General features: G+C 66.8%; 6 protein-coding genes. All 6 read left to right on the plus strand.

Going from position 1 to position 6,214, the window contains the following annotated elements; genetic code table 11:
• The 6 genes from cmk (at position 1) to PLE19_19700 (ending at position 6,105) form a co-directional block, all read left to right on the plus strand.
• The gene (gene cmk, locus PLE19_19675) at positions 1-672 is read left to right on the plus strand and encodes a (d)CMP kinase (GenBank protein HPD17170.1); all 672 of its coding nucleotides are present in this window, start codon (positions 1-3) and stop codon (positions 670-672) included.
• 56 nt (positions 673-728) lie between these two features.
• Entirely contained in the window at positions 729-1,292 is a 564-nt protein-coding gene (locus PLE19_19680) for a lysophospholipid acyltransferase family protein (GenBank protein ID HPD17171.1), read from the plus strand.
• A gap of 115 nt (positions 1,293-1,407) precedes the next feature.
• Positions 1,408-3,270, plus strand: coding sequence for a 30S ribosomal protein S1 (locus PLE19_19685; protein ID HPD17172.1), 1,863 nt, complete (start codon positions 1,408-1,410; stop codon positions 3,268-3,270).
• Positions 3,271-3,362: 92 nt separating this feature from the next.
• Complete coding sequence (gene tyrS, locus PLE19_19690; protein HPD17173.1) at positions 3,363-4,583, plus strand: tyrosine--tRNA ligase; 1,221 nt, start codon at positions 3,363-3,365, stop codon at positions 4,581-4,583.
• Between the two features lie 211 nt (positions 4,584-4,794).
• Entirely contained in the window at positions 4,795-5,280 is a 486-nt protein-coding gene (locus PLE19_19695; protein ID HPD17174.1) for a hypothetical protein, read from the plus strand.
• A 72-nt stretch (positions 5,281-5,352) separates the two neighbouring features.
• A complete protein-coding gene (locus PLE19_19700) occupies positions 5,353-6,105 on the plus strand; it encodes a transposase (protein ID HPD17175.1) in 753 nt (250 codons plus the stop codon).
• Positions 6,106-6,214 lie beyond the last annotated feature (109 nt).

The raw sequence follows: 6,214 nt of genomic DNA on the forward strand, positions 1-6,214 counted from the left end.
ATGCACCAGAAGGTCGTGGCCATTGATGGACCGGCCGGCGCCGGGAAGACGACGGTGGCTCGCGCGCTGGCGGCCCGTCTGGGCTATGTGTATCTGCCGAGTGGGACGTTCTACCGCGCGCTGGCCTGGAAGGCGCTGGAGACGGGCACGCCGCTGGACGATGAGGCGGCGCTGGCGCGTCTGGCGGATGCCACGGCGATTGATGTGCGCGTGGCCGACGACGGATGCTGCGTGGCGCGGGTGGACGGCACGGATGTGAGCGCCGCCTTGGGCAGCGCAGCCGTGGGCGACGCGGCATCGCGCATCTCGGTGTTCCCCGAGGTGCGGCGCCGGATGGTGGAACTCCAGCGGCGGTTCGCCCAGGAGCGCTCGATCGTGGCCGAAGGCCGCGACATGGCGAGCGTGGTCTTTCCCAAGGCGGAGCACAAATTCTACCTCGACGCGTCGGTGGAGGAGCGGGCCCGGCGCCGTGCCGTTGACCTGCGCGAGCGCGGCGAGGAGGCCGACGAGGGGCGGCTGGTGGACGAGATCGCGGCGCGCGACCGCCGCGACAGCTCGCGCCAGGCGGCCCCGCTCCGCCAGGTGGAGGGCGCCGTGCGGGTGGATACCACGAGGCTCTCCGTTGAGGAGGTCGTCGAACGGCTGCTTCGGGCGATGGGCCACCGGGCCTGAGCGATAACGACTTCGGCTACGCCTGCTGGCGGCTCTTCTACCAGTTGGCGTTCATCTTGTTCTTTCGCATCCGAGTCTGGGGTGCCGAGCGGGTGCCGCGGGAGGGGGGCGTGATCCTGGCGGCGAACCACCAGAGCTTCCTCGACCCGCCGGCGGTGGGCATGGGTCTGGGGCGCCAGGTGTACTTCATGGCGCGGAGCACGCTGTTCGATGTGCCGCTGCTGGGCGGCCTGCTGCGCGGGCAGCACGCGGTGCCGCTGGAGCGCGGGGCGGCCGATGTGTCGGCCATCCGCACGGCGGTGAACCTGTTGCGTCGGGGCCAGGGGCTGGTGTTGTTCCCGGAGGGCACCCGGTCGCACGATGGGGCGGTGGGCGTGTTCCAGCCCGGCTTCGCCGTGGTGGCGGCCCGGGCCCAGGTGCCCGTGGTGCCCGTGGCGGTGGATGGGGGGATGGACGTGTGGCCCCGCTGGCGCAAGGTGCCGACCTGGGGGCGGGTGCGGGTGGCCTACGGCGAGCCGCTGGCGCCGCCCGAGTCGGGCAAGGCGGCCGCGGTGGCGGCCGCCGACGAGGTGAGGCGGCGCGTGGTGGCGCTGCTGGAGGACTTGAGAACGCGTGAATGAACGGCCGGCCTATGGGATGGGCCGGCTGCCGTGGCGGCGTTCAGGTCCCTCGTTGTGAGGGGCGGCCGCCAGGGGTTCCCGGGCCTCTTTTTGAGTTTCGAGGTGTGTTCCCGGAATGGGCGCAAACGAATTGGTGAAGGAAATCGGCAAGGACAGGGAATGGCTTGACGGCGAGGTGCAGGCGGCCCTCGAAGGGCAGAGCCTGGACGAACTCGGCACCCTCTACGACAAGTCCATCCGCAACTTCGAGGTGGGCACGATCCTCGAGGGCAGGGTCATTGACCGCCGCGGCAACGACGTGATCATTGACATCGGCTACAAGAGCGAGGGGCTGGTCTACCTGGACGAGTTCGGCGACCGGGCCCACCAGGTCAAGCGGGGCGACAAGGTGGAGGTGCTGCTCGAGGCGGTGGAGGACGAGGCCGGGATGATCGTCCTCTCAAAGCGCAAGGCCGACCGCATCCGCGGCTGGGAGCGCGTGATCGAGAACAACGCCGAGGGCGACATCGTGCGCGGCACGGCCATCCGCAAGATCAAGGGCGGGTTGCTCGTGGATATCGGTGTGCCGGTGTTCCTGCCCGCCTCGCAGATCAGCATCCGCCGGACCGGCGATATCGCCGACTACATCGGGCAGGAACTCGAGTGCAAGATCATCAAGATTGACAAGGAGCGGCGGAACATCGTGGTCTCGCGCCGCAAGCTGATCGAAGAGCGGCGCGAGGAGCAGAAAAAGAAGCTCCTGGCCGAGATCAAGATCGGCGAGCTGCGCAAGGGCGTGGTGAAGAACATCACCGACTTCGGCGCCTTCATTGACCTGGGCGGCATAGACGGCCTGCTGCACATCACCGACATGAGCTGGGGCCGGATCAGCCACCCGAGCGAGATGCTGAAGATCGACGAAGAGGTCGAGGTGATGATCCTCAACGTGGACCGCGAGAAGGAGAAGATCTCGCTGGGCCTCAAGCAGAAGACGCCCAGCCCGTGGGAGGGCATCGAGCAGAAGTACCCCGTGGGCTCGCGCGTGCGCGGCCAGGTGGTGAACATTGTGAGCTACGGCGCCTTCGTGAAACTCGAAGATGGCGTCGAGGGCCTCGTGCACATCTCCGAGATGAGCTGGACCCGCCGCATCAACCATCCCGGCGACCTGGTCGCCATCGGCGACACGGTCGAGGTGGTGGTGCTGGGCATTGACCTTTCCAAGGAGGAGATCTCCCTCGGCATGAAGCAGACCGAGGCGAACCCCTGGGAGGTCGTCGAAGAGAAGTTCCCGCCGGGCACCGTCATCAAGGGCCGCGTGCGCAACCTGGCCAACTACGGCGCCTTCATCGAGATCGAGCAGGGCATTGACGGCCTGCTGCACATCTCGGACATGAGCTGGACGAAGAAGGTCACGCACCCGTCCGAGATGCTCAAGAAGGGCGACAAGGTGGAGGCCGTGGTCCTCAGTGTCAACCAGGAGAAGAAGCGCGTCGCCCTTGGTCTCAAGCAACTCAAGCCGGACCCCTGGCAGGAGGAGATTCCCAGCAAGTACCACGTCGGCGACATCGCCCGCGGCAAGATCACCAAGCTGACCAGCTTTGGTGTGTTCGTGGAACTCGAGCCCGAGTTGGAGGGCCTTCTGCACATTTCCGAACTCGCCGACCGCAAGGTCGAAACGCCAGAAGAAGTGGTCCAGGTCGGCGACGAGGTCGAGGTCCGCATCATCCGCGTGGACACGCGCGACCGGAAAATCGGCCTCAGCCTGCGTCAGGTGAGCCAAGCCGATCTTGAGACCGAGCGCGAAATGGACGAGCGCGCCGAGCGCGCAGCCCTCGAGGAAGTCACCACCGAGCGGCCGCGCATGAGCAGCATCGAGGGCCTCGACGCCCTCGCCAGCCGGGTCCGCAAGGCCGAGGCCCCGAAGGCCCCGCCGAAGCCCGAGGACGCCTCCGCCGGCAAGCCCTCGGCCGGCGGCGACCAGGCCGGAACCGAAACGTAGGCGCTCCGCTACTCCGCACCCCCTTGGCCCGGGCCGCGAGGCAGCCAGCACTGGCCCGCGAGCCCGGGCCATTTCGTACAAGGGCGCCGCCCATGAGCACCGAAGTCGAGCGCCAGCTTGACGTGATACGCCGCGGCGTCGTGCCCGGCGGCATCGTCACCGAGGACGAACTCCGCAGCAAGCTCGCGCGCTCCCTCGCCGAAGCCAGGCCCCTCCGCGTCAAGCTCGGCGTAGACCCCACCGCCCCCGACATCCACCTTGGCCACACCGTTGTCCTTCGCAAGCTACGGCAATTCCAGGACTTAGGCCACACCGCGGTCCTCATCATCGGCGACTACACGGCCATGGTCGGCGACCCATCGGGCCGTTCCAAGACTCGTCCCCAGCTCACCTACGACCAGGTCGAAGCTAACGCCCAGACCTATGTCGCCCAAGTCTCCCACATCCTCCGCAGCGACCGCCTCGAAGTCGTCCGCAACGGCGACTGGTTCCGCAAGATGAGCTTCCTGGACGTCTTGCGTCTCGCCGGCAAGATGACCGTCGCCCGCATGCTCGAGCGCGACGACTTTGCCAAGCGCTACGCCGCTGGCAACCCGATCGCCCTCCACGAATTCGTCTACTGCCTCATGCAAGGCCAGGACAGCGTCGAAATCAAGGCCGACGTCGAACTCGGCGGCACCGACCAGACCTTCAACCTCATGGTAGGACGCGACTTCCAGCGCGACGCCGGCCTCGAACCCCAGGTCTGCATCACCACCCCCATCCTGCCCGGCCTCGACGGCGTCAACAAAATGTCCAAGAGCCTCGGCAACCACATCGGCGTCACCGACCCGCCAGCCCAGATGTTCGGCAAACTCATGTCTATACCTGACAACCTCATGCGCGACTACTACATCCTCCTCACCAACCTGCCCCTGCCCGAGGTCGAGACCCTCCTCGCCGGCCACCCGCGCGACGCTAAAGTGCGGCTGGCCAAGGAGATAGTCGCCTTCTACCACACCCAGGCCGACGCCGCCTCCGTCGCCGCCGAGTTCGACAAAGTCTTCCGCGAAGGCGGCCTGCCCGGCGACATCCCCTCTGTCGAGGTCCCTCCCGGCCTCTTCGAGCCGGCCGGCGTCTGGATCGTCAAACTCATTGTGGACACTGCACTTGCGTCCAGCAGCAGCGAAGCGCGTCGCCTCATCGCCCAGGGCGGCGTATCGCTCGACGGCACCCGCATCGAAAGCGTGGACGCCCGCCTGAACCTCAAAGGCGGCGAAGTCCTGCGCGTCGGCAAACGCAAGTTCGCCCGACTCGTCCTCCCCGGTCAGTGAAACCGCGAATCGAGCGAATCAGGCGAACCCTGAGCGCCGACAAGCGACGCCCGACAACCGAACACCGTCCTCGCGCCTGCTCACTTCTCGCTCTCCGCGCTCACTTTTGACTTTGTGCTATTCTTAGTTGAAATGAAAGGCGGCTCCCTTCACACTGGCTGTGTCTAACCTGGTTCGTTGGGAACCCCAACCAGGAAGAAAGGAGCCGGCAATGAGAAGTGTAGCAGGTGGTAGCCGTCGAGGCAAGAAGCGGCGGGTCTTGGGGGAGCTGACCGTGGTGAGCGCAGAGGAGTTCGCGGGGATGGAGTTGGACGCGAAGGTGGCACTCATCCGGGACCTCATCCCGCTGGGCCTGAGGGCGGTGGAGCAGACGTTGGCCGACGACGTGACGCAGCTGGCCGGGGCGCGCTACTGCCGGGAAGGCGGTCAGCCTGGCCTGGCTCGCCACGGCTCGAATCGCTCGAGCGTGCGCCTGGCGGGCCAGCGCGTGCCGCTCAACGTGCCTCGGGTGCGGAACCTGGCGGAGGGCCAGGAAGTCCCTCTGGCCTCCCTCCAGGCCTTGCGAGCGGCTTCGGGGTCGGTGGATGAGACCCTCCTGCGGCGGGTGCTCTACGGGCTGTCTTGCCACGACTACGAGGCGGCAGCAGCCGCCGTTCCTGGCTCGATCGGGCTGTCGGCCTCGACGGTGTCTCGGTAGTTCATCGAGGCGAGTTCGGCGAAGCTCCGCGAGCTGTGCGAGCGCGACCTCTCGGGCATCGACCTGGTGGCCATGGTCCTTGATGGCAAGGCCTTCGCCGCGGACACGATGGTGACCGCTCTGGGCGTCACGCTCGACGGCCATAAGGTCGTTCTCGGCTTTGTCGAGGCGAGCACGGAGAACGCCGAGATTCTGACGCCTTTCCTTCGAAGCCTCTTGGACCGTGGCCTGAAGATTGCCCAGGGCATCCTCGTGGTGCTCGACGGCGGCAAGGGCCTTCGGGCCGCGGTGCGGCGGGCCTTCGGGAAGAAGGCCCTGGTGCATCGCTGCCAGTGGCACAAGCGCGAGAATGTGGTGGACCACCTCTCGAAGAGCGAGAAGGCGTGGTGGCGGCGGCGCCTCCAGCGTGCCTACGAGCGGCCGACCTACGAGGAGGCGAAGACCGCCTTGAAGGAGATCCGCCGCGACCTCGAGGAGCGCAACCTCTCGGCCGTCAAGAGCCTGGAGGAAGGCCTCGAGGAGACGCTGACGCTTCACCGCCTGGTGGTCTTCCCCTTGGTGGGCATCAGCCTGAAGACGACGAACTGCCTGGAGTCGGTCTTCAGCCAGGTCGAGACCCGGACGGGCCGCGTGTGCCACTGGAAGAACTCCTCACAGAAGCACCGCTGGCTCGCGGCGGCTCTGCTGGACATCGAGCCGCGGCTCCGGCGCATCCGGGGGTATCAGCACCTACCGCCACTGCGGCAGGCGATCCAGCGGGAACTCAGCCTGCCCGGCTGCGAAGCCCAGGAAGCCGGCGACGCTGAAGAAAAGGGGGTGGCATGAGAGACACCCGGGAGGCGCACAATCGCAACTGAAAATTGCATTGACTCCCCCCTTCCTGAGAGACTCATCTTTGCCCACATGTTCTGGGGGGGCAGGTCTTAGCCTCCGA

This window comes from Planctomycetota bacterium (assembly GCA_035384565.1).
Classification (GTDB): domain Bacteria; phylum Planctomycetota; class PUPC01; order DSUN01; family DSUN01; genus DAOOIT01.

Bases quoted from the DNA above. Each gene is read 5' to 3' on its own strand.
- PLE19_19685 (HPD17172.1), top strand. From the start codon at position 1,408: ATGGGCGCAAACGAATTGGTGAAGGAAATCGGCAAGGACAGGGAATGG.
- cmk (HPD17170.1), top strand. From the start codon at position 1: ATGCACCAGAAGGTCGTGGCCATTGATGGACCGGCCGGCGCCGGGAAG.
- PLE19_19695 (HPD17174.1), top strand. From the start codon at position 4,795: ATGAGAAGTGTAGCAGGTGGTAGCCGTCGAGGCAAGAAGCGGCGGGTC.
- PLE19_19700 (HPD17175.1), top strand. From the start codon at position 5,353: ATGGTCCTTGATGGCAAGGCCTTCGCCGCGGACACGATGGTGACCGCT.
- tyrS (HPD17173.1), top strand. From the start codon at position 3,363: ATGAGCACCGAAGTCGAGCGCCAGCTTGACGTGATACGCCGCGGCGTC.